The organism is Micromonospora haikouensis (assembly GCF_000876225.1).
Lineage (GTDB): Bacteria > Actinomycetota > Actinomycetes > Mycobacteriales > Micromonosporaceae > Micromonospora > Micromonospora haikouensis.
Genome location: NZ_JXSX01000003.1, coordinates 425,892 through 452,184 on the forward strand (window position 1 = coordinate 425,892; position 26,293 = coordinate 452,184).

The following is a 26,293-nucleotide window of genomic DNA, read 5'->3' on the forward strand; positions in this document are numbered from 1 at the left end:
GGCGGTTGCCCCGCCGGGCGGCCTGTCTCGTCCTCAGTGGTCGGGCGGGATGGCCTTGTCGCCCGTGAATCCGGTGGACGCGGTATGCCGGTGGACCTGGCAAGCCCCGGTGGATCCCGTTGACCGGGGGATCCGTCGCCGGGCCTGGTCGCTGGGCCTGGTCGCCGGCCTGGTCGGCGGGCCCGGTCGGCTGGGCTAGTCGGTGGTGCCGGCTAGCCGGAGCAGGCCCGGGGCGTGGTTGCGGGCCGCGAACCCGCGCACCTCGGCCAGCACCTGCGCCGCGCCCGCCGGGTCCACCTCGCGCAGGGTGGGCACCGACAGCGCGGCGGCGAGCACGTGGTCGGTCAGGTCGCCCATCCGCCGGTACTGCTCGGCCGCCGACCGGAACAGCTCGGCGGCGGCCCGGGCGTCGCCGGTCGACCCGGCCAGCGCGGCCTCCGCCGCCTGCCCGGCGGCCCGGGCCCAGGGCGTCATCCGGGGCGCGGAGGTCAGCAGCCGGCGCACCCGGCGGGCCGCGTCCCCGCCGAGCACCACCGCGACGTGGCCGATCGCCGGCACCCACTCGGCGAACGGGATCTCCCGGGTCCGCCGCCAGTCCTCGTCCAGCTCGGCGAGCAGCCGCAGCGCCTCGGCCTCACGCCCCTGCACGGCCCGGCACAGCGCCGCGTGGGCCAACGTGGACCGCAGCACCCGGTGGAAGCCGGACCGCCGTCCGGCGGCCACCGCCCGCTCCACCTGGTCCGGCCCGCCGCCGTCGGCCGGGGCCTCCGGGTCGCCGCGCAGCGTCCGCATCCAGCCGGACACCGCGACGATGTGCATGTCCCACTCGCCGGTCGGCCGGCGCGTCGACTCGGCCGCCAGGTCCGCCGCCGCACCCCAGTCCCCGGCGTAGTACGACCGGGCCCACTGGTCCTCGAAGCTCGCGGTGAGGCTGTGCTCGCCGCCGAGGTCCAGCGAGCGCTGCTCGTCCACCAGCCGCGCCGAGCCGGCCAGGTCGCCCTCCTCCTGCAACGCCCAGGCCAGGTTGTGCACCGCCCGCCGGCGGCTGGCCAGCCGCTCCACCCGGCAGTGCTCGGTGATCTCGACCAGCTCCGCGTACGCCTCCGGCACCCCCGACAGGTAACGGGCCACCGCGAGGGTGATCCGGGCGCTCGCGCTGACCTCCCGCAGCTGGAGCCGCTCGGCGAGGCCCGCCGCGGTCCGGGCCGCCGCGCACGCGGGCTCGGTCTCCGCGTTGAGCATGTGCACCCGGGCCAGCTCCAGCAGGGCGCTCGCCTTCTCCTCGCTGTCGGGCAGGTCGGTGTAGATGCCGATGGCCCGGTCCAGGCAGCGCAGCGTCTCGGCCCGGTCCGCCCGCCGCCACGCGGCGGTGGCGAGCAGCGTCCAGGCCCGCGCCGCCCCCGTCGGCTCGCCGGCCCCGGCCAGCTCGCCGGCCAGCCGGGCCAACCGTGCCGCGCCGCCGTCGACGAGGAACGCGTCCCCGTCGCGGAACAGCGCCAGCTCGGCGTCGAACAGCTCCAACGTCGGCTCGGGTCCGCCGGGCAGGGCCAGCGCCCGCCCCATCAGGGTCGCGGCGGTGTCCAGCGCGTGCAGCTCGTACGCCCGGCGGGCCGCCCGGTGCAGCGCGGCCCGCGCCGCCGGCACGTAGGGCGTGGTGTCCAGCCCGACGGTACGGGCGATCTCGTGCGCCGCCCAGCGGTGGTTGGCGAGCACCTCGACCAGGTCCTGCTGCCGGCCGTCGGTGACCTGCTCCAGCCAGTCGGCGGTGCTCTGGTGGCGCGCCACCCGCTCGGTGCGGGGCAGCCGCTGATAGCACACGTCGCGCACCAGGACGTGCCGGAAGCGGTACTCGGGCTGGCCCGGCATCGTCGAGCTGGGCTGTTCGTACACCAGGTCCCGGCGCTGCAGCCGGCCCAGCGCCCGCTCCACCCACCGCACGGGGCGGCCCAGCGCGGTGGCCACCGGCCCCGGCCAGAACTGCACGCCGACGACGGCGGCGGCCTGGAGCACGGCCCGGTCGGCCGGGTCGAGCAGGTCGAGCCGGTTGGCGATGACCGCCTGCACCGTGCGCGGCATCTCCGGCGTACGGGCCGGGTCGGCCCGCCCGGCGGGGTCGACGAGCCCGCCGTCGAGCAGCATCCGGGCGTACTCCTGGGCGTAGAGCGGGTTGCCGTCGGCGAACTCGATCAGCGGCCCCCGGGACGCGGGCAGCAGCGCGGACTGCCCGAGCAGCAGCGAGTAGAGGGTGTCGATGTCGGAGTCGTGCATCGGCGGCACCGAGATCGACATCGCCCCGCTGATCGTGCCCGTCCAGGCCGGGTGCCGCTCCCGCAGCTCGGGCCGCGCGGTCGCCAGCACCAGCAGCGGCACGCCCCGGGCCGCCGCGCCGAGCTGCTCGACGAAGGCGAGCATCGCCTGGTCTGCCCAGTGCATGTCCTCGAACACCAGCACCGTCGGGCCCGCCGCGGCCAGGGCGAGCAGGAACCGCCGCCAGGACGTCTCGGTCTCGCCCGGGGTGAGCCGCTCGCCGGGCAGGCCGATGAGCGGGCCGAGCGGGTCGGCCAGCCGCACGGCGTGCGGGTCGCCCAGCCGGGCCAGCCGCTGCCGCAGCCGGTCGCCGAGCGCCGCCGGGTCGTCGACGTTCGACACGCCGACCCAGCCCTTCACGATGTCGGCGAGCGCGGCGTACGTGACGTTCTCGCCGAACGGCGGGCACTGCCCGACCAGCCAGGTGATCGGCGGGCCGGGCAGGCTGGCGGCGTGCCGGGCCAGCTCGCGCAACAGCCGGCTCTTGCCCACCCCCGCCGAGCCGAACACCGTGACGAGCTGCGAGGTGCGCTCGGTCACCGTGCGGTGCAGGGCGTTGACCAGCAGGCCGCGTTCGTGTTCCCGGTTGACCATCGGGGTCAGCTCGGCGGTGGTCAGGTCCCGCTGGGGCAGCGCCCGCACGGCCAGCCAGATCCGGCTGACCGCGGAGCGGCCCCGCAGCGTCACCGGCGGCCGGTCGGCGTACTCCATGTCGTGCCGGGTCGCCGCCCAGGTGCTCTCGTCGACGACCACGCCGCCCGACGGCGCGAGCGACTGCAACCGCGAGGCGGTGTTGACCACGTCCCCGGTGACGAAACCCTGCCCGCCGTCGCGGGCGGCGGACAGGTCGACCAGCGCCTCGCCGGTGGCGATGCCGACCCGGAAGCCGAGCGGCGGGTGCGGTCCGGCCGGCTGGCGGGCCAGGTTGCGTTGCAGCTCCAGCCCCGCCCGTACGCAGCGCAGCGCGTCGTTGTCAGTGGCCACGGGCGCCCCGAACAGCGCCATCACCGCGTCGCCGATGAACTTCTCGACCACTCCGCCGTACTGGTGCACCAGCCGTCGTACCGTGGCGAAGTAGGCCTGCTGGAGGTTGCGGGCCTGCTCCGGGTCGGCCCGCTCCGCGTACGTCGTGAAGTCGACGATGTCGATGAACAGGACGCTGACCTGCCGGCGGTCCTCCTGCACCACCACCGGCCGGTCCCGCAGCGGCTGCCCGCAGCTGGTGCAGAAGTTGGCCTCGACGCTGTTGGCGTGCCCGCAGGTGGCACAGCCACGGGTCAGGGCCTGCCCGCACCCACCGCAGAAGCGGTCGTCCGGACCGGCTTCGCGTGAGCAGTGTCCACACTTGAGGTCGATGGTCGGCTCCAGAGCGCGAGGTGGGCCCAGTATCGCGCCAGGCGGCAGAGTCGGCTACCCGATATGCAGGCGGATCGTGCGCCCGACCGGGTCAGACTAACCTTCCGCTCAGGACATGAACGCCAGGAGAGTGCCGTGCACGTACGACTGTCAGCCGCGTGGACGGACCCGCGAGGCACCCTGTGGGCCCCGGGCGACACGGTCGACGTCGATGCCGTCACTCTCGCCGCATTGGAGGAGCAGGGCATGGTAGACACGCCGGACGGTCAGGGCACCGCCCCCGACCAGGGCAGCACGAAGACCACCACGACGACCAAGCCGACCGACCCGACGAAGATCGGCCCCGGCCCGAGCGCGCCGCCCGCGGACGAGCCGGGCAAGTGATCCGAGGCTGACGCCGGCCGCGCCCCTGGTGGACGTGGCCGGCGTCAGCGCTCAGGCCGGCGTGGGCCGTCGCCCGGGCCGGCGTCAGCGGCCGGTCAGCGGTCGCTCATGCCGGCGCGGCGGCGCAGCGCCGCCACGTCGGTGACCACGATCCGGCGGCCCTCCGTGCGCAGCCAGCCCCGGCTGGCGAAGGACCCGATGGCCTGGTTGACGCTCTGCCGCGAGCCTCCGGCCATCTCGGCGAGCTGGCTCTGGTTGAGCTCGATGGTGATCATCGGGGCCTGGCTCTCGCCGGCCAGCCGCACCAGCGTCTTGGCCACCCGGCCGGGCAGGTCGAGGAAGACGTGGTCGGCGTTCTGCTCGGTCAGCCGGCGGATCAGCCCGCCGAGGGAGCGCATCACCGCGTCGAGGATGCGCGGGTTGGAGTGCACCAGCTCCATGAATGCGGGCCGGGACAGCGCGAGGGCGGCGCAGTCCTCGATCGCCTCGGCCGACGCGGAGCGGGTGGAGGCGTCGAGCAGGGAGACCTCGCCGAGGACGTCCGGGGGTCGGATCACCGACAGCACGGCCCGCTCGCCGGTCGGCGCGGTGCGGAAGACGGCCACCGCGCCGCGGCGCAGCACGATCAGGGACTCGCCGGGGTCGTTCTCGACGAAGAGCAACTGGCCCTTGCGGTACGTGCGCGGCACCGCCGCCGCGATCACCCGCTGCCGCACCTCCGGCTCCAGGCCGGCGAACATCTCGACACCCGTGAGCGCGTCACCCGGCTCCGGCAGGCGCATCTCCACGGCCCAACCCCTCCCCGGTAAAGGACCTCAACTCGCGGCCGGGTGAACCCGTCAGCCCCCGCCGCGAGGTCGCGAACCGGTTCGGTGTCCGGTAGCGGCACTCATCAGATCATGACGGCCCGGTCGCCCGCTGTACACCCCCGGCGACACTTCCGTAACAGTCCCGAGCTGCGGCGCAGGGGCGTTGCGGCGGGCGCGGCCCCGGCTGGCGGCCGGTGGCGTCGGTGGGCGAGGATGGCGGGCGATGGTATACCGCTACTTCTACGACTGCGAGTTCATCGAGGACGGGCGCACCGTCGACCTCGTGTCGATCGGCGTCGTCGACGAGAACGGGCGCGAGTTCTACGCCGTCTCCACGGAGTTCGACGACTCCCGCGCCGTGCCCTGGGTGCGCCGCAACGTCCTGGACCGGCTCCCCTCGCCGGCCGACCGGGCCTGGCGGTCGCGGGAGCGGATCCGCGACGACCTCTACGACTTCCTGATGGAGCCGATCCGGGGCCGGCCGGGCGAGCAGCTGGAGCTGTGGGCCTGGTACGCCGCGTACGACCACGTGGTGCTGGCCCAGCTCTGGGGTTCGATGCCGGGGCTGCCCCGGGAGATCCCCCGGTTCACCAAGGAGCTGCGCCAGCTCTGGGACGACCGGGGCCGGCCGCCCCTGCCGAACGCCGACGCGGCCCGGCACGACGCGCTGGTCGACGCCCGGCACAACCTCGCCCGCTGGCGTGCGATGACGGCCCGCTGATCAGGTTTGGCGGGTGCTCTCCGGGGCACCGGGTCGGCGTCGAGCCGATCGAGGGAGTGCCGCCATGAGCAGTGAGCCGACCAGCGCCGCCGACGCCCGCAGCCGGGTGACCGAGCTGGTCCGCGCCGCGCGGATCTGCATGCTGACCACCATCGGGCTGGACGGCCGGCTGGTCAGCCGGCCGATGGGCCTGCAGGAGGCGGAGTTCGACGGCGACCTGTGGTTCTTCGCGTACGCCGACTCGGCCAAGGTGCGTCAGTTGCGGGTCAACCCGGAGGTCAACGTGGCCTTCGCCGACCAGCGCAACCACGCCTGGGTGTCGGTCGCCGGCACCGCCCAGGAGGGGTACGACCGCAGGCACGCCGAGCGGCTGTGGCACCCGCTGCTGAAGACCTGGTTCCCCGCCGGCCTGGACACCCCGGGGCTGACCCTGATCAAGGTGCACGCCGGCTCGGCCGAGTACTGGGACTCCCCGGGCGGCGCCGTCGTCAACCTGCTCGGCCTCGCCAGGGCGGCGGCCACGGGGAAGCCGCCGAGGGCGGGGGAGAACCGCGAGGTGACCTTCTGAGCGGTGGACGCCTGCCCGGGGCGCACTGCCGGCGGATTGTCGCGGCGGCTACAGTTCGCAGGGACGGCCCGCCCCGGGCCGGCAACGGTGCCGAGGTCTGATCCGACACTTATCCTGGGGCAAATCGGGCTTCACCTGATGCTCCAGGAGGATGAGCAGATCATGCGTATCGGCGTGCTCACCGGCGGCGGCGACTGCCCGGGTCTCAACGCGGTCATTCGGGCGGTGGTCCGCAAGGGCGTCGCCACCTACGGTCACGAGTTCGTGGGCTTCCAGGACGGCTGGAAGGGCCCGCTGGAGGGCCTGTCCAAGCCCCTCGGCATCGCCGAGGTGCGGGGCATCCTGCCGCGCGGCGGCACCATCCTCGGCTCGTCCCGCACCAACCCGTTCAAGATCGAGAACGGCGTGGAGCGGATCAAGGAGAACCTCGCCGCGCAGGGCGTGGACGCGCTGATCGCGATCGGCGGCGAGGACACCCTGGGCGTCGCCACCAAGCTGCACGAGCTGGGCGTCAACGTCGTCGGCGTGCCCAAGACGATCGACAACGACCTCGGCGCCACCGACTACACCTTCGGCTTCGACACCGCCGTCAACATCGCCATGGAGGCGATCGACCGGCTGCACACCACCGCCGAGAGCCACCACCGCACCCTCGTCGTCGAGGTCATGGGCCGGCACGCCGGCTGGATCGCCCTGCACGCCGGCCTGGCCGGCGGCGCCAACGTCATCCTGCTGCCCGAGCGGCAGTTCGACGTCGAGCAGGTCGCCGGGTACGTCGAGAAGCGCTTCCAGCACCAGTACGCCCCGATCGTCGTCGTCGCCGAGGGCGCCCAGCCGCTCGACGGCCAGATGGTCCTGCACAACCAGGAGCTGGACGCGTTCGGCCACGTCCGCCTCGGCGGCATCGGCCAGTGGCTCGCCGAGCAGCTGGAGGCCAAGACCGGCAAGGAGGCCCGCACCGTCGTGCTGGGCCACATCCAGCGCGGCGGCACCCCGACCGCCTTCGACCGGGTGCTCGCCACCCGGCTCGGCCTCCAGGCGATCGACGCCGCCCACGAGGGCGACTGGGGCAAGATGGTCGCCATGCAGAGCACGGACATCGTCCGGGTGCCGCTGGCCGAGGCCACCCGCGAGCTGAAGACCGTGCCGCTGGAGCGCTACGAAGAGGCCGAGGTCTTCTTCGGCAGCTGACGCCAACCCGGCGCGCGCGGCGGTTCCCCGTGGAGCCGCCGCGCGCGCCGCTCGGCCCCGCCGCACGGCGGGCCACGAAAGGGGTACGACCATGGCGGTGGGCGACCACACCGTTGCGGTGATCGGCGCGGGCAAGATCGGCGAGCTGATGCTCTCCGGGCTGCTGCGCTCCGGCTGGCCGGTGGGCCGGCTGCTGGCCACGGCCCGGCGGCCGATCCGCGCCGAGGAGCTGGCCACCCGCTACGGCGTACGGGTGGTCGACAACCTGACCGCCGTCGGCGAGGCCGACGTGCTGGCCATCGCCGTCAAGCCGCAGGACGCCGCCGCCCTGCTCGACGAGATCGGGCCGAAGGTGCCCGCCGACAAGCTGGTCATCTCGCTCTGCGCCGGCCTGCCGACCGGCTTCTTCAACCGGCGGCTGCCCGAGGGCACCCCCGTGGTGCGGGTCATGACCAACACCCCGGCCCTGGTCGACCAGGCGATGAGCGCCATCTCGGCCGGCGCCCACGCCACCGGCGAGCACCTCGCCCTGGCCGAGGAGATGTTCACCCCGCTGGGCGCGACCGTCCGGGTCCCCGAGTCGCAGCAGGACGCCGTCACCGCCCTGTCCGGCTCCGGGCCGGCCTACTTCTACCTCCTGGTCGAGGCGATGGTCGACGCCGGCATCCTGCTCGGCCTGCCCCGTCAGGTCGCCCACGAGCTGATCGTGCAGACCGCGATCGGCTCGGCGGTCATGCTGCGCGACTCCGGCGAGCACCCGGTCAAGCTGCGCGAGGCGGTCACCTCGCCCGCCGGCACCACGATCTCCGCCATCCGCGAGCTGGAGAACCACGGCGTACGCGCGGCGATGCTCGCGGCCCTCGAAGCGGCCCGCGACCGCGCCCGCGAGCTGGCCGCCCAGTCCGAGTGAGGTCGACGGGCGATGCCAGACGTGGGGGCTGACGACGTTCCGGATCTCGGCCCGCTGCCCGAACGCGTCGCCGTCGACGTGGCCCAGGTGCGCCGGCTCGTCGCCGGCCAGTTCCCGCACTGGGCCGACCTGCCGGTCGAGCCGGTCGCCGACGGCGGCTGGGACAACTGGACCTTCCGCCTCGGCACCGGCATGTCGGTACGCCTGCCGAGCGCGGTCGAGTACGCCGAGGCGGTCGCCAAGGAACACCGGTGGCTCCCCGTGCTCGCCCCCCGTCTCCCGCTGCCCGTCCCGACCCCGCTGGCGAAGGGCGGGCCCGGCGAGGGCTACCCGTACGCCTGGTCGGTCTACCGGTGGCTCGACGGCGAGACCGCGCGGGCGGACCGCATCGCCGACCCGGTCCGGTTCGCGCTCGACCTGGCCGGGTTCGTCGTGGCCCTGCAGGGTGTCGATGTCGCTGACGGTCCCCGCCCTGGCCGGCACAACTGGTACCGGGGCGGCACCCTGCGCACGTACGACGGGCTGGCCGACCGGGCGCTCACGGCTCTCGACGGGCGGATCGACGTGGGCCTGGCCGGCGAGGTCTGGCGACGCGCCCTGGACGCGCGCTGGGACGGTGCGGAGCGCTGGTTCCACGGCGACCTCGCGCAGGGAAACCTCCTGCTCGACGACGGGCACCTCGCGGCGATCATCGACTTCGGCACCTGCGGAGTCGGCGACCCGTCCTGTGACCTGGCGATCGCCTGGACGCTGCTGACCGCCGACGGTCGGCGGGCCTTCCGGGAGCGGCTGGCCGTGGACGACGCGACCTGGGCGCGCGGGCGTGGCTGGGCGCTCTGGAAGACCCTGGTCAGCTATGCGAACGCGCCGGATGTCGGCGAGGCGGCGGCGAACTCACGGAGGATCCTCGACGAGATCTTCGCCGAGTACACCAACGGCGACAGTCGGTGAAGCCCCTGCGCCGGCCAGGCGCCCGTCGCGTCGTCGCACGGTGACTGCCCCAAATCTCGGTAGGTCAGCGATCTTGGTACGAAACGGCCCCCAGAGGGGCCGAAATCTACCAAGATCTACTAGTAGCGGGCACTGACGTTTCGTCGTGACGGCTGCCTGACGCAGGAACGAGTACTGGCAGCTCAGTCCGAGTGACGATCGGGCTTCCGTGGGATTCGGGTCGCCACGCATTCTCAGCGTGGGCCGTGCGCAACCCCGTTGATCAGATAGCGGAAACCGCCGTCGGTAGCAGCGGCCACGGCATGGTCAAGGCGCTGCCAGACGTAGGGGCGAAGAGTCGCCCTGGCGTCATCCGGTGAAATGAAACGGAATTCCAGCAGCTCGCCGTCCGCCAGCCGCAGTGATCTTGCCTGCTCACCGGTAACCATGCCGCAGTCGAAAACGAACATCAAGCTGTCGTCCCACGGGCCGTGCGGAGCCACCCAGTCCACCACCAGCAGCCGTCCGGCCCTCACCTCGACTCCCAGTTCCTCGCATAACTCGCGCTCGGCGGCCTGGTGGGGAGTCTCGTTCGCCTCGACCATCCCGCCGGGAAGGTCCCAATCCGGCTTGTACCGCGGGTTGACGAGCAGGACGTGGCCCTGTTCGTTTCTGATCAGGACGTCTGCGCCGACCCGCTTGCGGGCCTGCTTCGCGTTGCCCTCCGCCAGATATGCCTGCCACGCAACCGGATCCCGCTCGTAGAGCGGGCGATCATCCGAGCTGTTCGTCACCGGCTGCTCCTGACCGTAGCTCACCCACTGTGCCGATCCATGATCGCTCGTGGATCGTGTCGCGGAGACGGTCGAGGAGCGGCGGAACCTCGGCACACGCCTTCGCGTGAGATCCGAAGAGTATCGAAGCGTGTTGTAGTTGATCGATGATGACGCCTGATCCGAGGCCAGCGATCTCGTCCAGCACAGCATGGGTTGCGACGCACGCCTCGTCGATCTGGCCCTTGCCGAGCAAGACCGTGACCAACATGAGTTGAGCCAACGCGCGACTTCTGACCCTATCGGCCGGGCTGACGGCCAGCGCGGCCTGGAGCCGGCGCTGGGACTCGGCCAGATCACCGACGCGAAGGAGGCAGCGCGCAGCCTCGATGGCGAACGAAGTCACGTCGAAGGGACTCAACCACTCTGATGTGCCCGTGATCGGCTTGTGCAACGACGCCTCCGCGTCGGCGAGCGCTCGGGTGGCGTCGACCGGTTGGCCGCCAATGGCGAACCCGCGTGCCTGCATCGCCAGAAGCCGGGCCTGGAGCCGGCCGTGCGACGGAGCCTGCCGAAGACGTTCCAGTCCGTTCCGGGCGTGGAACAGCGACCCGCGCGCGTCGCCGCAGTGGTTGGCGAGATGACTCAGCCCTGCGTGAATCTGCGCTACGAGATGGTGGTCCTGGCTCTTCTCCGCAAAGGCGAGGGCTTCGCCGAGGTGTCGGCGGGCAGGACCTGCGCCACCGGAGTCGTGCGCCATCCACCCGGCCATCTCGTTGAGCGAGGCGGCAGCAGCGAGTGCTGCCTTCCCTGGTGTGCTGGCCCCAACGGGTACTGGTTCGGCGACCCTGCCTGCAAGATAGGCCGTTACTGTGGCGTACAGATGACCGCCGCCAACTCGGCGGTCAGCCAGCCGGAGTGACCGTACGAAGTTCAGGTGCTCGTCCCTCGCCCCCTGCCGTTGGTGGTCTCTGGTGCTGGCCGAATCCGCGTTGGGGTTGATCTCGCGGTTGTTCCTCGTTGACCTGAGGCTCGGCTTGCCCGCCCCGGCGAAGCTGATGGCCTTCCCGCCCTCATGACCTGCGGGCAACGCGAACCACAACAGGCGAGGGGGATCTGTAGGAGCTGCGCCCAATGCGCGAGGCGGTCGAGGTGAACGACCGCTGGGCCGTTCTCGATTCGGCTGAGCTGAGCCTGCGAGAGGCCGAGCCAACGGGCCACGATTTCCTGGGGCAGTGGGTGACGACCGTGGTAAGGGTGGCAGCGGTAGGCCCGGATGGCCCGTCCCAAGTGACGTTTGGCCAGCGCCTGCCGGATCGGCCCGTGGTCCCAGAAGGAGTTTGGCAAGGCAGGCGGTGAGGCAACGCGGTTTCGTTCGGTGGCCTGGCAGGGCCCGCAGCGCCCGCTGGTGTTGTCGCGGGCGAGCCTTCCACCGCAGCGGGGGCAGTTGGCGTTACGTCCCGGCGATCTCGCCATGGTCGGGCGTCTCCGTCCATCGTGGGGTGCGCTGAGCCTATCCATTCAACTCGTTACGTGAGCGTTCGGCATACGCCGAGTGCATATCGGAGAACTCCACTTGCGTGGGATGCGTGTCGACCATCTGTTGGCAGTCATGCCGCTGGCTCTCGCGTGCCGCGAACCTGTCGGCATGGGCCCGGGGCGGGTGCTGGGCACCGGTGGGGCGCGGCCCCCAGCGCGTCCGCCGTCCCCGTCCGCCCCGGTGCCGCCCCACCTCGCGATCCCGACGGAAGGACTCTCCATGACAACGATGCCGGGCACCTGGCGGTGGAGCGGTGGCCCGCTGGCTGCGGCTGGTGGCGGCGGACGCCGAGCTGGCGCCGTACCTCATCGGGGTCGATCGGGCCCGGCTCGCCGGGCACCTGGCGCTGACCCTCACGGTGGCGCTCGGCGGGCCGGCGGGGGACATCGCGCGGCCGGCGGCCGGGGCGTGGCGCGGCCTGGGCCTGACCGAGGAGCAGCACCGCCGCGTGGTCGATTATCTGGCCGGGGTGCTGTGGGCGCTCGACGTGCCGGCCGACGCGGTGGATGCGGCCCGGCGGGCCTTCGCCGACGAGGCCGGCGCGTGACCGCCGCCCTGGCCGCGTCGTGGTCGACCCTGCTGCGGTACGCCCGCGCGGCGGCCGACGACTTCTGGTGCGCGGTCGAGGAGCGCTGCCCGGGGCGGCTGCCGGCGAAGGAGGCGGCCGTGTTCCTCGCGGCGCTGGGGCGGCTGGCCGCCGGCGGCGACGACCCGGCGGGGCGGGCGGCGCTGCTGGCCGTGCTCGGCCACGCCTACCGCCGCCATCGCCTGCTGCCGCACCAGGCTGCGGTGGAGGCCGCGCTCGCCGCCACCGTCGCCCGGCACGCGCCCGGCACGCCGGGGCTGGCGGCGGCGTGGGCGCAGGCCGCGCGGCGGGCTTCGGCGGCGGTGACCCGCGCCGCCGAGCGGGCCGGCGGCGGCCCGGCCTGGTGGCCGGCGCAGGTCATCGGCCACGACCGGCCCGCCGAGGGCGTCGCGATCCTGACCGTGCGCCCCTGGCGACGCCTGCCCTTCCGACCCGGCCAGGCGGTGCCGGTCTGCACCGAGCGCTGGCCCGGCCGGTGGCGCTGGTATTCCCCGGCCAACGCGCCGCGCCCCGACGGCACTGTGGAACTGCACGTCCGGGCGGTCGCGGCCGTCTCCCGCGCCCTGGTCCACGCGGTACGCCCCGGCGACCCGATCTGGCTCGGCCCGCCGCGCGACGTCGGGCTGGGCGTCGACCCGGCCTCGCGGGCGGACCTGCTGCTGGTTGCCGGGGGCACCGGGCTCGCGCCGCTGCGCTCCCTCGTCGAGCAGGTCGTCGCCGCGCCGGCCGGGCGGCGGGTGACCCTGGTCGTCGGCGCGCGCGCCTTCGTCGACCTCTACGACTCGGTCAGCCTCGACAAGCTCCAGCGCGCCCACGACTGGCTGACCCTGGTGCCTGCGTTGTCGCACGACCCGCTCGCCGGGGCGGGGGAGCGGGGCGACGCGCTGACCGTCGCGCTCGACCACTACCGGCCCGGCCAGGAGGTCTACCTGTGCGGGCCGCCGCCGATGCTGGCCGGGTCGCGGCTGCGGCTGCTCGCCGCCGGGGTCCCGGCCGAACACATCAACCTGCCGTTTTGTCCGCTTACGGGGGCTGAAGCCTAAGGAATTTCCGGAGGAATTCCTTACAGGTTCCGCAGGGGTGTGTAGGGTTTCTCTGGTGAGGCGAGGGGGAGAGGTTGAGGCAACGTCAATGCGCTCGTTGCCGGTAACCTTCAGCTACTCGCAGGCCCTGGAGGCCGGCCTGACGCGGTGGCGGCTCTACCGATTGCGGGACCAAGGGCTGATAGAGCGCATGGGCCATGGGCTCTATCGACGCCACGACGCCGAGGCCGCAGACATCGACCTCGTCGAGCTTGCCCACCGGGCTCCGCCTGCCACCCTGTGCCTGACGAGCGCACTGGCTCGTCACGGCCTCACCGACGAGATTCCCTCCCGCATCGATGTCGCGCTGCCGCGCGGCCGGCATCGACCGGCGACGGCCGCCCCGGTCGCCTGGCACGCGTTCGACCCGGCCACCTTCGAGGTCGGCCGCGCGGAGTTGCCACTCGATCCGGAGACCTCGATCGGCCTCTACGGGCCCGAGCGCAGCATCATCGATGCCCTTCGCCTCCGGCACCGCGAGGGCCCGGAGCTGGCGTACCCGGCTTTGCGTCGGTGGCTGAGACGCGACGGCGCGGCACCGGCGAAGTTGCTGGCGATGGCTCGATACTTCCCGCAGGCCGAACGACCACTCCGAGAGGCTCTGGAGATCCTGCTGTGACCGTGCGCCCGACCCGAGCCACCCTGGCCGGCCGCGCCTACCTCGACCTTCAGAATCTCGCGCGCCGCTCCGGCCGCCCCACCGACGAGCTGCACCAGGTCTATGCGCTGGAGGGCTTCCTCGCCCGCTTGGCCCGATCCCCGTACGCGGACAAGCTGGTCCTCAAGGGCGGCGTGCTGCTGGCCGCCTATGCCGCCCGCCGGCCGACCCGAGACGTGGATCTCCAGGGCCGATGGATTTCGAACGACGCCGAGCGGGTGCTCGGTATCGTCCGTCGCATCAGCGCCCTGGACCTCGACGACGGCCTGACGCTCGATGCGGCGAGCGCAACGGCGGAAACCATCCGGGACGACGACGTCTACACCGGCGTGCGGGTCAGCCTCAGCGGCCACCTCGCCGCTGCCCGCCTGTCCTTCCATGTCGACGTCAACGTCGGCGACCCGATCTGGCCTGATCCAAAGCCGATCAAGCTGCCACGCCTGCTCGACGGTGAGATCGTGGTGACGGGCTATCCGCTCTCCATGGTGTACGCGGAGAAGCTGGTGACAGCGTTGCAGCGGAGTGCGGCAAACACCCGTTGGCGCGACTTCGCCGACGTCTACCTGCTCTCTGGCCTGCACGACATCGATGGCGGCGAGCTGGCCGCAGCCGTGCAACGGGTGGCCGAGTACCGCGGGGTGACGCTCGCGCCGTTGAGTCAGGTTCTCGACGGCTATGCGACGCTCGCGCAGCGGCGGTGGGCCGCCTGGCGACGTAAGCATCGCCTCGATGATCGGTTGCCGCAGAGCTTCGACGAGGTGTTGCAGCGGGTTTTCGCGCTGGCTGATCCCGCCTTGACCCCGCTTTCCGGTGGTCGGGAACACCGGTCGAGAGCACGCCGTGAGGCACTGGACGAGTTGACGGCGGACGCGATCGACATGGGCGTCTACGACGAAGCGATTCGACGCGGTCGCCAGCTCTCGGACGACCCGCCGGCCGAGTGACCATCCACCAACCTGGGAACCCTTGACCACCCTGCCGGTGCGGGTGGTCGGCTTGCGGCCGGGCCGGGCCGGGCCGGGGCGGGGTCGCCACACCTGCGCGAGAGGAGACCCGTGCCCCATACTGGCGCGGTGTTCACCCTCGCCCAGGCGCGTCACCTCGTGGCCACCCTGCAACCGCGCATCGACGAGCTGATCCGGCTCCGCGCCGACCTCGCCGAGCTGCGCGCCGACCTCGCCGACGGCGGGCTGAGTCCGCTCGGCGGCCTCGCCGAGGTCAAGGGCCTGGAGGCCCGGCTGCACGGCGTCGTGGACGAGCTGCACGAGCACGACATCCAGGTCAAGGGCATCGCCCCGGTGCTGCTGGACTTCCCCGGCGAGCGGGGCGGCCGCCCGGTGCTGTGGTGCTGGCTGGAGGGCGACTCCGACGTGCGCTGGTACCACCGCGTCGAGTGCGGCTTCGCCGGCCGCCGCCGGGTGTGAACGGAGGCTCAGCGCAGGGTGGCCAGCGCCGCCGGTGAGACGTTGCCGCCGCTGAGCACCAGCACCACCCGGGTGCACGACGCGGCACTGACCAGGCCGGTGCGCAGCGCCGCGTAGGTGACGGCGGCGGACGGCTCGACCAGGAGCTTCGTGGCGTCCAGCAGCTCCCACCACGCGCCCCAGATCGCGTCCTCGGCGACCTCCACCACGTCGTCCACCAGGGCCTGGATGTGGGCCAGGGTGTGCCGGCCGGCGAAGGGGGCGGCCAGCCCGTCGGCCATCGACCGTGGCGGCGTGGCCGGGGCCGCGCCGCCGGTGCGCAGGGCGTGCCCGACGGCGTTGGCGGTGGCCGGCTCCACCCCGACGATCCGCGCGGTCGGTGCCGCCGCCCGCACCGCCGCCGCCACGCCGCTGATCAGCCCACCGCCGCCCACCGGCACCAGGACCAGCCCCGGCGGCGGGCCGTCGGCCAGGATCTCCCGGCCGATGGTGGCCTGGCCGGCGATGACGTCCGGGTCGTCGAACGGCGGCAGCAGGTGGTATCCGCGTTCCGCCGCGATGGCCTCGCAGGTGCCGAGCAGGTCGTCGGTGAGCACGACCTCCCCGCCGTACCGGCGGACCGCCTCGATCTTGGTCGGCACCGCGTGCGGCGGCATGCACACCACGGTGGGCAGGGCGTACGCCTGGCCGGCGTACGCCACGGCCATCGCGTGGTTGCCGGCCGAGAAGGCCGCCAGGCCGGCCGGTCGGCCGGCGCGTTCGGTGAGCGCGAGCAACGCGTTGAGCACCCCGCGGGTCTTGAAGCTGCCGGTGTGCTGCAGGTTCTCCGCCTTGACCCACAGGTCGAGGCCGTACTCGTCGCCGATGTGCGTGCAGGCCAGCAGCGGGGTGCGGACGACCCGCCCGCCGATCCGCCGCTGCGCCGCCGTGATGTCGTCCGCGCTCACCAACTGCACAGGGCGCAGCCTAGCCGCCACCACACACCGCCTCACGCCCCGCGCTCACCACGGGGCGGCCCGGGCCGCACCGTGCCCCGGCCGGGGTCAGTCGCGCGGCGCCGTCTCCAGCGGCCACTGGGTGCTGACCGTCCTGTCGATGCCCCGCCGGTCGAAGGAGAGCTGGAGGCCCCGGGCCTGCTCGGCGTGCCAGCCGACCTGCGCCCGGTGCAGCGCGTCCGGCCGCATCCGGGCGATGGCCTCGTGCCGGGCGGCGATCGACCGGGCCAACTCGGCGGCTGCCCGGGCGTCGCTGGCCGCGTCGTGGGCGTTGTCGAGCGTGACCTCGTAGTACCGGCACAGGTCGCCGAGCTGCCGGCGGCCGTACCACCGGGGTTCGACCTGCTGGTGCAGCACGGACGGGTCGATGACGACGGCCCGGTCCCAGTCGATGGCCGGCAGGCCGTGCCGGGCCAGCTCGGTGTGCAGGGCCGTCACGTCGTACGGGGCGCAGAAGGCCACCAGCGGCGTGGCGTCGGCGATCAGCTTGGCCACCGCCGTGCCCAGCTCCGCGAGCGCCTCCCGGGCCGGCCGGCCGTCGGCGCGCACCCGCTCGTCGGTGATGCCGTGCCGGGCCGTGGCGTCGGCGGGGATCGGCACGCCCGGGTCGACGAGCCACTCCTGCGTCGTGCCGTCGGAGTGCACCAGGGCCGCGGAGACGATCCGGGTCTCCGTCGGATCGGGCAGGGTGCCCTCCAGGTCGAAGCCGACGACCGGCAGGTCGTGCCAGCCGCCGTGGCGTCCGACGGGCGGCGCGACCCGGGCCGGCACGCACCCGTCGTGGTACGTGTTCCAGACTCCGTTGGCGCTGGCGCGCCGGCCGGCGCCGGCCTCCACCGGGGCGTGGCAGGTGGCGCAGCGCCCGGCGTACTTGTTGATCATTGAGTTGTCTCCTGTGGGGTGTCGACGAACAGGAGACGATCTTCGGGTACGCGCCCGGCGGGCGGCCCGCCGCACACGCCGACGAACGGGCGGAAGCGCGGCCCTTGTGGATGGTCGCCGCCCCCTAGCGACCACCCCTGTTAGGGATCGGTGATCTTCCATTTACCGTGCATTCGGTGGTATCTATCTCTGACTACCACTTCCCACCCCCAGGAGTGCGACGTGCGGAGATCCCGTCTCGTTACCCTCGCCGTGAGCCTCGCGGCGTCCATCGGCGCCACGCTCACGCTGGCCGTCCCCGCCCAGGCGGCACCCACCGACCGCTACGTCGCCCTCGGCGACTCGTACGCCTCCGGCGTCGGCGCCGGCAGCTACACCTCGGAGAGCGGGAGCTGCCAGCGCAGCACCAACGCGTATCCGGCGCTCTACAACGCCAACGTCAAGCCCGCGTCGTACAAGTCGGTGGCCTGCTCCGGGGCGACCACCACGGACGTGATCAACAACCAGCTCTCCGCGCTGTCGTCGACCACCACGCTGGTCAGCGTCACCATCGGCGGCAACGACGTCGGCTTCGCCAACATCATGACCACCTGTGTGCTCTACGGCGAGAGCCAGTGCGTGGCCGCCGTGCAGGCCGCCGAGGACAAGGCGCGCGCCGAGCTGTCCGGCAAGCTTGCGAAGGTCTACAGCGGGATCAGGTCCAAGGCCCCGTCGGCGCGGGTGGTGGTGGTCGGCTACCCGGTCTTCTACCAGCTCGGCACGGTCTGCGTCGGTCTGAGCGCGAACTCGCGGGCGAAGATCAACGAGGGCATCAACCTGGTCGACGACATCACCCGCAGCGCCGCGAACTCGGCCGGCTTCACGTTCGCCGACGTCCGCTCCATCTTCGTCGGCCACCAGCTGTGCAGCTACGGCGAGAAGTGGCTGCACGCGCTCAACTTCGCCAGCATCGGCATCTCGTACCACCCGACGGCGGCCGGCCAGTCCGGCGGCTACTACCCGGTGTTCCGCTCCGCCGCCGGCTGAGCCCGGCGAGTCACCTGTCCCTGCTCTGACCCCGGCGCGCCCGGGGCGGCTTCCTGCCGCCCCGGGCGCGTCCGCGTCCGCGCCTCCGGTGGGACGGGGTGATCGACTCCATGTCGGCGACATGGGGGCATCCGGGTGGCGGGGACCCCGCCACGTCGGCGACACGGAGTCGATCAACGGCGGGGTGGCCCGTCACCGCCCGCTATCCGGTGATCGACGCATGTGCATCTTGACGAACTGATGACGGCGTGAGTAGCGTCTCACCATCCTTTTGGAAAGTTTCCTAACTGTTTGGGGAGCCGCCACATGAAGAGATCGCTCCGCCGGGCCCTCTGGGCCGGTGCCGTGGTCGCGGTGACCGCCGCGGTGGTCCCGGTGACCTCGGCGTTCGGCGCGGGGAGTGTGACCGCCACGTTCGCCAAGGCGCAGGACTGGGGGACCGGCCACGAGACCCGGGTAACCGTCACCAACGGCTCCGCCGCCAGCGTCAGCACCTGGCGCATCGAGTTCGACCTGCCCGCCGGCACCACCATCAGCAGCGCCTGGGACGCCGACGTCACCAGCAGCGGCAACCACTGGGTCGCGGTGAAGAAGAGCTGGGCCGGCCCGCTCGCCCCCGGGGCGACCTTCAGCTGGGGCTACAACGGCACCGGGGCCTACAAGGCGCCGCTGAACTGCACCATCAACGGCGCGCCGTGCGGCGGGGGGACCACCCCCACCACCGCGCCGCCGACGACCGCGCCCCCCACGACCGCGCCCCCGACGACCGCACCGCCCACCACGCCGCCGCCGACCACGACCCCGCCCACCGGCGGCAAGAAGGTCGTCGGCTACTTCGCCGAATGGGGCGTCTACGGCCGCAACTACCACGTCAAGAACATCCACACCAGCGGCTCCGCCGCGAAGCTCACCCACATCCTGTACGCCTTCGGCAACACCACCGGCGGCCGCTGCGCCATCGGCGACAGCTACGCCGACTACGAGAAGGCGTACACGGCGGCCGACAGCGTCGACGGCGTCGCCGACACCTGGGACCAGCCGCTGCGCGGCAGCTTCAACCAGCTCCGCAAGCTGAAGAAGATGTACCCGCACCTCAAGGTCATCTGGTCCTTCGGCGGCTGGACCTGGTCGGGTGGCTTCACCCAGGCCGCGCAGAACCCGGCCGCGTTCGCCGAGAGCTGCTACAACCTGGTCGAGGACCCGCGCTGGGCCGACGTCTTCGACGGCATCGACGTCGACTGGGAGTACCCGAACGCCTGCGGCCTCACCTGCGACACCAGCGGCCCGAACGCCTTCAAGAACGTGATCTCCGCGCTGCGGTCGAAGTTCGGCTCCTCGGCCCTGGTCACCGCCGCCATCACCGCCGACGGCAGCAACGGCGGCAAGATCGACGCCACCGACTACGCCGGGGCGATCGGCAACCTCAACTGGCTCATGCCGATGACGTACGACTACTTCGGCGCCTTCAACGCGCAGGGCCCCACCGCCCCGCACTCCCCGCTCTACTCCTACGACGGCATCCCGCAGGCGGGCTTCAACTCCGACGCCGCGATCCAGAAGCTCAAGGGCAAGGGGATCCCGGCCGACAAGCTGCTGCTCGGCATCGGCTTCTACGGCCGGGGCTGGACCGGGGTGACCCAGTCCGCGCCGGGCGGCTCCGCCACCGGGGCGGCGCCGGGCACCTACGAGGCCGGCATCGAGGACTACAAGGTGCTCAAGAACACCTGCCCGGCCACGGGCACGGTCGGCGGCACCGCGTACGCCAAGTGCGGCAGCAACTGGTGGAGCTACGACACCCCGTCGACCATCGGCGGCAAGATGACGTACGCGAAGAACCAGGGCCTCGGCGGCGCGTTCTTCTGGGAGCTGTCCGGCGACACCACCAACGGCGAGCTGATCGGCGCGATCCGCGGCGGCCTCGGCTGAGGCAAGGAAGGGCCCCCTGTTGACGCTTTCCGCATAGCAAGGGTCCCCTGCAAACACCCCGGGCCCGGGAACCGTCCGCACGGCGGTTCCCGGGCCCCGGCGTGCGTGGGCGCGGCCCGGCGTGGGCGTGGCGCGGGGGTGATGTGTCAGACTCGCCCATCGGCGGCGTCCCCGGTGTGCCGGGGCCGAGGGGAGGGACGGATGGGCGTGACGAACACCAGGGTGGCCACCAGGGCGGCGCTGGTCGCGACACTCGCGGTCCTCCCGTTCGCCCTGCTCGGCTGCGGCAGCGACGACGAGGACGCCGCCCAGCAGCCCGGCCGGGCGCCCGCCGAGGAGGCGGCCGCGAAGTCGCGGGAGCGGGTCCAGGCGTACCTCGACGCGATGATCGCCAAGGACGTGGCCGCCGGGCGCGGCCAGCTCTGCGCCCCCGCCCAGGCGGCCTTCGACGCCGCCGCGACCGGCCCGAACGGCGACTTCGCCGACCACTTCACCGTGACCGGGGCGACGATCACCGACGTCCGCGCGGGCGCGGGCGGGCAGGAGGTCAGCACGGAGATCACCGTGACCGCCGGCTCCCGCGAGGCCACCCGGCCACTGCTGTTCACCGTCACCCGCAGCGGTGCCGACTGGTGCGTGGCGCGCGAGGCGCCGGGCGGCAACACCCCGGAGCCGTCGGTCACCCCCTGATCACGCCCCGGGTCGGCGTTGATCTTCCAACTGCCGGAAACCGTCCCCCTCGCCCGTCGGGTGCCCGGGCGGTCGCCGTACGCTTTCCGTCATGCGCCATGAGTGGCATCAGCTGAGCCATCCCGCCGTGGGCAGCCCCGGCCTGCAGACCAGCCGCCCGACCGTCGACTCCGCCGAGGACGCCGCCCTCGGCCTCGACCGCTGGCGGGAGCTGCCCCGCGCGCAGGTCCCGCCGTGGCCCGACCAGGCCCAGGTCGCCGAGGTCTGCAAGGTGCTCGACACCGTGCCGTCGGTCGTCGCGCCGTACGAGGTCGACCAGCTGCGGCGCAAGCTCGCCCTGGTCTGCGAGGGCAAGGCGTTCCTGCTCCAGGGCGGCGACTGCGCCGAGACCTTCGCCGACAACACCGAGAGCCACCTGCTGGCCAACGCCCGCACCCTGCTCCAGATGGCGATCGTGCTCACCTACGGCGCGTCCCTGCCGGTGGTCAAGGTCGCCCGGGTCGCCGGGCAGTACACCAAGCCCCGGTCGCTGCCGACCGACGCCCGCGGGCTGCCGGCCTACCGCGGCGACCTGATCAACTCGCTGGAGGCCACGCCGGAGGCCCGGGTCGCCGACCCGCAGCGCATGATCCGGGCGTACGCGAACTCGGCCGCCGCGATGAACATGCTCCGGGCGTACCTGGCCGGCGGGCTGGCCGACCTGCACGCGGTGCACGACTGGAACAAGGGCTTTGTCAAGAACTCCCCGGCCGGCGAGCGCTACGAGGCGATCGCCCGGGAGATCGACCGGGCCATCGCGTTCATCCAGGCCTGCGGGATGACCGAGGACGACGCGCTGCGCACGGTCACCCTCTACTGCTCCCACGAGGCCCTGGCCCTGGAATACGACCGGGCGCTCACCCGGGTCTCCGGCACCCGGGCGTACGGGCTGTCCGGGCACTTCCTGTGGATCGGCGAGCGCACCCGGCAGATCGACGGGGCGCACATCGACTTCATCTCCCGCATCGCCAACCCGATCGGCGTGAAGCTCGGCCCGACCACCACCCCCGACGAGGCGATCGAGCTCTGCGAGAAGCTCAACCCGGAGAACATCCCCGGCCGGCTCACGCTGATCAGCCGGATGGGCAACCACAAGGTCCGCGACACCCTGCCGCCGATCGTGGCGAAGGTCACCGCCGCCGGCGCCAAGGTGGTCTGGCAGTGCGACCCGATGCACGGCAACACCCACGAGTCCTCCAACGGCTACAAGACGCGGCACTTCGACCGCATCGTCGACGAGGTGCTCGGCTACTTCGAGGTGCACCGGGGGCTGGAGACCCACCCGGGCGGCCTGCACGTCGAGCTGACCGGCGAGGACGTCACCGAGTGCCTCGGCGGCGCGCAGGGCATCGAGGACCTGGACCTGCCCGACCGGTACGAGACCGCCTGCGACCCCCGGCTGAACACCCAGCAGTCGCTGGAGCTGGCGTTCCTCGTGGCGGAGATGCTCCGTGGCTGACGCGAGGAGTGAGCTTGCGAGCCCCGCAGTCGGCGGCCGTAGGGGGCATGGTGGCTGACGCGAGGAGTGAGCTTGCGAGCCCCGCAGTCGGCGGCCGGAGGCGGATCCGTGGCTGACGCTGTTGTCGACCTGCGGTCGGACACCGTGACCCGGCCCACCGCCGGGATGCGGGAGGCGATGGCCGCCGCCGAGGTCGGCGACGACGTCTACGGCGAGGACCCGACGGTCAACGCCCTCGAGGCCGAGGTCGCCGCGCTGTTCGGGCACGAGGCGGCGCTGTTCGCCCCGACCGGTTCGATGGCCAACCAGATCGCCCTGCAACTGGTGGTGCCGCCGGGCGACGAGCTGCTCTGCGACGCCGACGCGCACGTGGTGACGTACGAGATCGGCGCGGCGGCGGCGTACGGCGGGATCTCGTCGCGGACGTGGCCGGCGGCCGGCGCGGACCTCGACCCCGGCGTGGTCGCCGGGATGGTCCGGCCGGACGACTACTTCGCGGTGCCGACGCGGGCGATCGCCGTCGAGCAGACCCACAACCGGGGCGGCGGCGGGGTGATCCCCCTGGCCACGCTGCGCGAGCTGCGCCGGGTCGCCGACGCCGACGGCCTCGCGCTGCACTGCGACGGGGCCCGGATCTGGCACGCCCACGTGGCCGACCGGGTGCCCCTGGCGGAGTACGGCGCGCTGTTCGACACCCTGTCCGTCTGCCTGTCCAAGGGCCTCGGCGCGCCGGTCGGCTCGCTGGTGGTGGGCAGCGCGGAGCGGATCGGGCGGGCGCGGACGATCCGGAAGCGGATGGGCGGCGGGATGCGCCAGGCCGGGGTGCTCGCCGCCGCCGGCCGGTACGCCCTCGCGCACCACGTCGAGCGGCTCGCCGACGACCACGCGAAGGCCGCCCGCCTGGCGGAGGCGCTCGCCCCGTTCGGGGTGCTCGCGTCGCCGGTGCGCACGAACCTGGTCCCACTCGACCTGACCAAGACCGACCTGGACGCGCGGGGCCTGGCCGCCGCCGCCCGCGCCGAGGGGGTGCTGATCTCGGTGCTCGGCCCGCGCCTCGCCCGCCTGGTCACCCATCTCGACGTCGACGACGACGCGGTCGACCGCGCCGCCGCCGTCCTGGCGGCGATCCTGCGCCGCTGACCCCGCCCGCCACCGGGGGCGGGGGAGGACCGGGTCAGGGGTGCAGGCGCTTGAGGGTGGCGATGTCGGTGGCGTGGCCCTCGTGCTTCTCCGTCGGGGTCTCCACCACGATCGGGATGCCGGCCGTGGCGGGGTGGGCCATCAGCTCGGCGAACGCCGGCTCGCCGATGCTGCCCTTGCCGATGTTCTCGTGCCGGTCCCGGGTCGAGCCGCACAGGTCCTTCGAGTCGTTGGCGTGCACCAGCCGCAGCCGGTCCGGCCCCACCGTGGCCACCAGCGTGTCCAGGCAGGCCGTCATCCCGCCCTCGGCGGCCAGGTCGTGCCCGGCGGCCCAGGCGTGGCAGGTGTCGAAGCAGACGCCCAGGCCGGGGTGGCGGTCCACCGCGTCGAGGTAGGGGCCGAGGTGCTCCACCCGGGAGGCCAGGGACCGGCCGCCGCCCGCGCTCGGCTCCACCAGCAGCAGCGGGCCGTCCGTGGCCGTGGTCTCGTCGAGCAGCGGCAGCAGCGCCTCGCGCACCTGGCGCAGGGCCGCGTCGGCGTGCCCGGCGTCGACGGCGCTGCCGGCGTGGAAGACCACGCCCCGGGCGCCGATCGCCCGCCCCCGGCGCAGCGCGTGGGCCAGGGTCTGCGCGGACCGCTCGACCGTGGCCGGGGTGGGTGAGCCCAGGTTCACCAGCAGGGACGCGTGGATGAACACGGGCACCCCGCGCGCGGCGCAGCCGTCGCGGAACAGCGCGTCCTGGGCCGGGTCGCCTGCCGGCAGCGCCCAGCCCCGGGAGTTGGACACGTAGACCTGGACGGCCTCGGAGGCGGCGGCGTCGACGTACGGCAGGGCGGCCTTCGCCAGCCCGCCCGAGGTGGGGGTGTGCGAGCCGACCGGGCGGCGGGGCGCGGGGGTGCTCACAGGCAGCCGATCGTGACCGGGGTGCCGGGCGGCACCTGCGAGTTCTCGCCCGGGTTCTGGAACCGGACGGTGCCGTTGGGGTTGAACTGCACGTTCACCGGCAGGCCCTGGCTCTCCAACTGCTGCTTGGCCTGCTGGCAGGGCAGGTCGACCACCCGGGGCACGACGACCTGCGGCGGCCCCTCGCTGACGTCGAGCTTGACCTGGGCGCCCTTCTCCACGCCGGTGCCGCTGGCGGGGCTCTGCCCGAGGATCTCGTCGCGCGGCTTGTCCGACTTCTTGTAGGTCTCCACCGGGACCAGGCCGAGCTGGGCCAGGGCGGCGCGGGCCTCGCCGAGGTTCTTGCCGACCAGGTTGGGCACCGAGATCGGCGCCTTGCCCTTGCTGAGGATGACGGTGACCTTCGCGCCGGGCTTCACCTCGGTGCCGACCTTCGGGTCGGTGGCCACCACGACGCCCTCGGGCAGGTTGTCGTCGTAGCGGGAGCCGCCCTTGGCCACCACCAGCTCGGCGTTGGTCAGGTCCGCCTCGGCCAGCTCGAAGTCCTTGCCGACCACGTCGGGCACCGGCAGCCGCTCCGGGCCCCGGGACAGGGTGAGGGTGATCGTGCCGCCCTTGACGATCCGGGCCGCCGAGGCCGGGTCCTGCGTCAGGACGGCGTCGCGGGGGACCTTCTCGTCGTAGCGGGGCTCGGCGTAGCGCAGCACGAACCCGCCCCGGTCGGCCTGCCCCTCCGCCTCGGCCTTGGTGAGGCCGACCAGCTCCGGGGCCACCGTGTACCGGCCCATCCCGAACCACCAGCCGGTGAGCGCGACGACCAGGCCGAGCACCACCAGGGCCGCGAGGACGCCCTTGCGGCCGCGCGGGTCGCCCATGATCTGGGTACGCAGCGCGGCGAGCCGCGCCATCGGCCCCTCGGGCTCGGGGGTGGCCCGCCGCCGGTGCGGGCGCTGCGGTTCGGGCTCGGGCAGCCGCGCCCAGGCGGGCCGCTGGGCCGGGCGGACCGCCGCGACCGCCATGGTCGGCTGCGCCATCGCGCTGGTCTCGTCGGTCACCGGGCGCAGCACGGCGGTGTGCGTGTTGGCGTTGCCCAGGTCGTCGCGGGCCAACTGGACCTCGGCCAGCAGGGCGCCGGCGTCGGTGGGGCGCGCGCCCGGGTCGCGGCGGGTGGCCCGGGCGACCAGGTCGTCGAGCGCCCGGGGCAGGCCGGGCACCAGCGTCGACGGGGCCGGCACGTCCCGGTCGACGTGCTGCCAGGCGACGTCCACCGGGCGGTCGCCGTCGTAGGGGACCCGGCCGGTGAGCATCTCGAACAGCACGATGCCGGCCGAGTAGACGTCGGTGCGGGTGTCGGAGCGGCCGTCGGTGACCAGCTCCGGGGCGACGTACGCCACGGTGGCCATGAGCTGGTTGCCCGGCTCCTCCTCGGAGCTGGCCTCCACGGCCCGGGCCAGCCCGAAGTCGGCGACCTTGACGACGCTGTCGACCAGGTTCGCCACGCCGCCGGTGGGGGCCTCGGCGACCAGCACGTTCTCGGGCTTGACGTCGCGGTGGACCAGGCCGGCGCGGTGCGCGGCGGCGATCGCGGCGAGCATCTGCTCCATGATCGCCAGCGCCTCGTCGGGGTTGAGCCGGCGGCGCTCGGCGAGCACGTCGCGCAGGGTGCGGCCCCGCACGTACTCCATGACCAGGTACGGCAGGCCGGCGTGGGTGCCCTGGTCGTAGACCGCCACCACGTTCGGGTGGGTCAGCCGGGCGATGGTCTTCGCCTCGTCGGTGAAGCGTGCCAGGAACCCGGCCATCCGGGCCCGCGCCTCGGTTGCCTGGGTCGGGTGGATGATCTTGACTGCGACGGTGCGCTCCAGGCGCTCGTCGGTGGCGGTGTACACGGTCGCCATGCCGCCACGGGCCACGCGACCGCGAATGCGGTAGCGCCCGTCGAGCAGCGAGCCCAGCAACGTGTCGGCGACCTGTGTGTCCATCGGCAGGCAGT

General features: G+C 73.2%; 24 protein-coding genes. 16 read left to right on the top strand and 8 right to left on the bottom strand.

The genetic code is table 11. The features are described 5' to 3' along the window. Positions 1-195: 195 nt before the first annotated feature. The gene (locus tag TK50_RS23550; protein ID WP_338390919.1) at positions 196-3,711 is read right to left on the bottom strand and encodes an ATP-binding protein; all 3,516 of its coding nucleotides are present in this window, start codon (positions 3,709-3,711) and stop codon (positions 196-198) included. A gap of 198 nt (positions 3,712-3,909) precedes the next feature. On the opposite strand from TK50_RS23550, the gene TK50_RS35090 reads away from it, so the two are divergent. Next, positions 3,910-4,047 carry a hypothetical protein gene (locus tag TK50_RS35090; protein WP_228987051.1) on the top strand — a complete coding sequence of 46 codons (138 nt, stop codon included), beginning with the start codon at positions 3,910-3,912 and terminating at the stop codon, positions 4,045-4,047. A 95-nt stretch (positions 4,048-4,142) separates the two neighbouring features. Here the strand turns inward: TK50_RS35090 and TK50_RS23560 are convergent, their stop codons facing one another. Beyond that, entirely contained in the window at positions 4,143-4,835 is a 693-nt protein-coding gene (locus TK50_RS23560) for a Crp/Fnr family transcriptional regulator (protein WP_043967208.1), read from the bottom strand. A 244-nt stretch (positions 4,836-5,079) separates the two neighbouring features. On the opposite strand from TK50_RS23560, the gene TK50_RS23565 reads away from it, so the two are divergent. The 5 genes from TK50_RS23565 (at position 5,080) to TK50_RS23585 (ending at position 9,197) form a co-directional block, all read left to right on the top strand. Further along, positions 5,080-5,577, top strand: a complete 498-nt coding sequence (locus TK50_RS23565; protein ID WP_043967210.1) for a polyadenylate-specific 3'-exoribonuclease AS — start codon at positions 5,080-5,082, stop codon at positions 5,575-5,577. A gap of 64 nt (positions 5,578-5,641) precedes the next feature. Then, positions 5,642-6,145: a pyridoxamine 5'-phosphate oxidase family protein gene (locus tag TK50_RS23570; protein WP_043967212.1), complete on the top strand. Its 504-nt coding sequence runs from the start codon at positions 5,642-5,644 to the stop codon at positions 6,143-6,145. Between the two features lie 162 nt (positions 6,146-6,307). Then, positions 6,308-7,336, top strand: coding sequence for a 6-phosphofructokinase (locus TK50_RS23575; RefSeq protein WP_043969293.1), 1,029 nt, complete (start codon positions 6,308-6,310; stop codon positions 7,334-7,336). Positions 7,337-7,427: 91 nt separating this feature from the next. Beyond that, on the top strand, positions 7,428-8,246 hold the full coding sequence (proC, locus tag TK50_RS23580) for a pyrroline-5-carboxylate reductase (RefSeq protein ID WP_043967215.1): 819 nt from the start codon (positions 7,428-7,430) through the stop codon (positions 8,244-8,246). Positions 8,247-8,258: 12 nt separating this feature from the next. Next, the gene (locus TK50_RS23585; protein ID WP_043967216.1) at positions 8,259-9,197 is read left to right on the top strand and encodes an aminoglycoside phosphotransferase family protein; all 939 of its coding nucleotides are present in this window, start codon (positions 8,259-8,261) and stop codon (positions 9,195-9,197) included. Between the two features lie 233 nt (positions 9,198-9,430). Here the strand turns inward: TK50_RS23585 and TK50_RS23590 are convergent, their stop codons facing one another. Both TK50_RS23590 and TK50_RS35095 read right to left on the bottom strand, forming a co-directional pair. Then, a complete protein-coding gene (locus tag TK50_RS23590; protein WP_043969294.1) occupies positions 9,431-9,970 on the bottom strand; it encodes an NUDIX domain-containing protein in 540 nt (179 codons plus the stop codon). Then, positions 9,951-10,709: an NsdA family TPR-like regulatory protein gene (locus TK50_RS35095; RefSeq protein ID WP_241774103.1), complete on the bottom strand. Its 759-nt coding sequence runs from the start codon at positions 10,707-10,709 to the stop codon at positions 9,951-9,953. Before TK50_RS35095 ends, TK50_RS23590 begins: the two co-directional genes overlap by 20 nt. Before the next feature lie 1,033 nt (positions 10,710-11,742). Between TK50_RS35095 and TK50_RS34535 the strand changes: the two genes are divergently transcribed. From TK50_RS34535 to TK50_RS23620, 5 genes are all read left to right on the top strand, one after another. Then, a complete protein-coding gene (locus TK50_RS34535; protein WP_043967218.1) occupies positions 11,743-12,036 on the top strand; it encodes a globin family protein in 294 nt (97 codons plus the stop codon). Further along, positions 12,033-13,118 carry a ferredoxin reductase domain-containing protein gene (locus tag TK50_RS23605; protein ID WP_043967220.1) on the top strand — a complete coding sequence of 362 codons (1,086 nt, stop codon included), beginning with the start codon at positions 12,033-12,035 and terminating at the stop codon, positions 13,116-13,118. Before TK50_RS34535 ends, TK50_RS23605 begins: the two co-directional genes overlap by 4 nt. Before the next feature lie 88 nt (positions 13,119-13,206). Then, the gene (locus TK50_RS23610) at positions 13,207-13,776 is read left to right on the top strand and encodes a type IV toxin-antitoxin system AbiEi family antitoxin domain-containing protein (protein ID WP_043967222.1); all 570 of its coding nucleotides are present in this window, start codon (positions 13,207-13,209) and stop codon (positions 13,774-13,776) included. Then, positions 13,773-14,759: a nucleotidyl transferase AbiEii/AbiGii toxin family protein gene (locus TK50_RS23615; protein WP_063838620.1), complete on the top strand. Its 987-nt coding sequence runs from the start codon at positions 13,773-13,775 to the stop codon at positions 14,757-14,759. The genes TK50_RS23610 and TK50_RS23615 overlap by 4 nt, the downstream gene beginning before the upstream one ends. Before the next feature lie 129 nt (positions 14,760-14,888). Beyond that, entirely contained in the window at positions 14,889-15,239 is a 351-nt protein-coding gene (locus TK50_RS23620; protein ID WP_043967223.1) for a DUF2203 domain-containing protein, read from the top strand. Positions 15,240-15,247: 8 nt separating this feature from the next. On the opposite strand, the gene TK50_RS23625 is transcribed toward TK50_RS23620, so the two are convergent. Both TK50_RS23625 and TK50_RS23630 read right to left on the bottom strand, forming a co-directional pair. After that, the gene (locus TK50_RS23625; RefSeq protein WP_043967225.1) at positions 15,248-16,195 is read right to left on the bottom strand and encodes a threonine ammonia-lyase; all 948 of its coding nucleotides are present in this window, start codon (positions 16,193-16,195) and stop codon (positions 15,248-15,250) included. An 87-nt stretch (positions 16,196-16,282) separates the two neighbouring features. Beyond that, positions 16,283-17,116 (bottom strand): exonuclease domain-containing protein, encoded by an 834-nt coding sequence (locus tag TK50_RS23630; RefSeq protein WP_043967227.1) that lies wholly within the window; start codon positions 17,114-17,116, stop codon positions 16,283-16,285. Between the two features lie 222 nt (positions 17,117-17,338). On the opposite strand from TK50_RS23630, the gene TK50_RS23635 reads away from it, so the two are divergent. From TK50_RS23635 to TK50_RS23655, 5 genes are all read left to right on the top strand, one after another. Beyond that, a complete protein-coding gene (locus TK50_RS23635; protein ID WP_043967229.1) occupies positions 17,339-18,142 on the top strand; it encodes an SGNH/GDSL hydrolase family protein in 804 nt (267 codons plus the stop codon). Positions 18,143-18,448: 306 nt separating this feature from the next. Then, a complete protein-coding gene (locus TK50_RS23640; RefSeq protein WP_043967231.1) occupies positions 18,449-20,068 on the top strand; it encodes a glycosyl hydrolase family 18 protein in 1,620 nt (539 codons plus the stop codon). Positions 20,069-20,269: 201 nt separating this feature from the next. Next, a complete protein-coding gene (locus TK50_RS23645) occupies positions 20,270-20,758 on the top strand; it encodes a hypothetical protein (protein ID WP_241774104.1) in 489 nt (162 codons plus the stop codon). Positions 20,759-20,849: 91 nt separating this feature from the next. Further along, on the top strand, positions 20,850-22,256 hold the full coding sequence (locus TK50_RS23650; protein ID WP_043967233.1) for a class II 3-deoxy-7-phosphoheptulonate synthase: 1,407 nt from the start codon (positions 20,850-20,852) through the stop codon (positions 22,254-22,256). Positions 22,257-22,364: 108 nt separating this feature from the next. Continuing rightward, on the top strand, positions 22,365-23,396 hold the full coding sequence (locus TK50_RS23655) for a threonine aldolase family protein (RefSeq protein ID WP_082106534.1): 1,032 nt from the start codon (positions 22,365-22,367) through the stop codon (positions 23,394-23,396). A 34-nt stretch (positions 23,397-23,430) separates the two neighbouring features. Here TK50_RS23655 and TK50_RS23660 read toward each other — a convergent pair whose 3' ends face one another. Together TK50_RS23660 and pknB are read right to left on the bottom strand one after the other, a co-directional pair. After that, a complete protein-coding gene (locus TK50_RS23660) occupies positions 23,431-24,300 on the bottom strand; it encodes a deoxyribonuclease IV (protein WP_043967235.1) in 870 nt (289 codons plus the stop codon). Continuing rightward, positions 24,297-26,282: a Stk1 family PASTA domain-containing Ser/Thr kinase gene (gene pknB, locus TK50_RS23665; RefSeq protein ID WP_043967237.1), complete on the bottom strand. Its 1,986-nt coding sequence runs from the start codon at positions 26,280-26,282 to the stop codon at positions 24,297-24,299. The genes TK50_RS23660 and pknB overlap by 4 nt, the downstream gene beginning before the upstream one ends. Positions 26,283-26,293 lie beyond the last annotated feature (11 nt).

What these genes read in the sequence shown, in the direction of transcription:
- TK50_RS35090 (WP_228987051.1), top strand. Translation starts at nt 3,910, where the DNA reads ATGGTAGACACGCCGGACGGTCAGGGCACCGCCCCCGACCAGGGCAGC.
- TK50_RS23565 (WP_043967210.1), top strand. Translation starts at nt 5,080, where the DNA reads ATGGTATACCGCTACTTCTACGACTGCGAGTTCATCGAGGACGGGCGC.
- TK50_RS23570 (WP_043967212.1), top strand. Translation starts at nt 5,642, where the DNA reads ATGAGCAGTGAGCCGACCAGCGCCGCCGACGCCCGCAGCCGGGTGACC.
- TK50_RS23575 (WP_043969293.1), top strand. Translation starts at nt 6,308, where the DNA reads ATGCGTATCGGCGTGCTCACCGGCGGCGGCGACTGCCCGGGTCTCAAC.
- proC (WP_043967215.1), top strand. Translation starts at nt 7,428, where the DNA reads ATGGCGGTGGGCGACCACACCGTTGCGGTGATCGGCGCGGGCAAGATC.
- TK50_RS23585 (WP_043967216.1), top strand. Translation starts at nt 8,259, where the DNA reads ATGCCAGACGTGGGGGCTGACGACGTTCCGGATCTCGGCCCGCTGCCC.
- TK50_RS35095 (WP_241774103.1), bottom strand. Translation starts at nt 10,709, where the DNA reads ATGGCGCACGACTCCGGTGGCGCAGGTCCTGCCCGCCGACACCTCGGC.
- TK50_RS23610 (WP_043967222.1), top strand. Translation starts at nt 13,207, where the DNA reads ATGCGCTCGTTGCCGGTAACCTTCAGCTACTCGCAGGCCCTGGAGGCC.
- TK50_RS23630 (WP_043967227.1), bottom strand. Translation starts at nt 17,116, where the DNA reads ATGATCAACAAGTACGCCGGGCGCTGCGCCACCTGCCACGCCCCGGTG.
- TK50_RS23640 (WP_043967231.1), top strand. Translation starts at nt 18,449, where the DNA reads ATGAAGAGATCGCTCCGCCGGGCCCTCTGGGCCGGTGCCGTGGTCGCG.
- TK50_RS23645 (WP_241774104.1), top strand. Translation starts at nt 20,270, where the DNA reads ATGGGCGTGACGAACACCAGGGTGGCCACCAGGGCGGCGCTGGTCGCG.
- TK50_RS23650 (WP_043967233.1), top strand. Translation starts at nt 20,850, where the DNA reads ATGCGCCATGAGTGGCATCAGCTGAGCCATCCCGCCGTGGGCAGCCCC.
- pknB (WP_043967237.1), bottom strand. Translation starts at nt 26,282, where the DNA reads ATGGACACACAGGTCGCCGACACGTTGCTGGGCTCGCTGCTCGACGGG.